This is a genomic window from Streptomyces sp. 8P21H-1 (assembly GCF_013302945.1).
Genome location: NZ_JABTYA010000246.1, coordinates 604 through 883, shown reverse-complemented (window position 1 = coordinate 883; position 280 = coordinate 604). Strand labels below are relative to the sequence as shown.

Sequence of the window (280 nt, the reverse complement as noted above, 5' to 3'; positions counted from 1 at the left end):
CGCCTCACCGGAGAGCTCGGTGAGGTACTCCGTCAGCTCCTTCTTGGTGTTGCGCCAGGTGAAGTACGTGTACGACTGCTGGAAACCGATCGCGCCGAGCGTGTGCATCATCGCCGGGCGGGTGAACGCCTCGGCCAGGAAGATCACGTCCGGATCGGTGCGGTTGATCTCCGCGATCACCTGCTCCCAGAACACGACCGGCTTCGTGTGGGGGTTGTCGACGCGGAAGATCCGCACCCCGTGCTCCATCCAGAACCGCAGCACCCGGACCGTCTCCCGC

General features: G+C 65.0%; 1 pseudogene. It reads right to left on the bottom strand.

Features of this window, described 5'->3' with window-relative positions:
- Positions 1 to 280 (bottom strand): annotated as a pseudogene (locus HO151_RS07390) (alpha-1,4-glucan--maltose-1-phosphate maltosyltransferase); the annotation flags it as partial.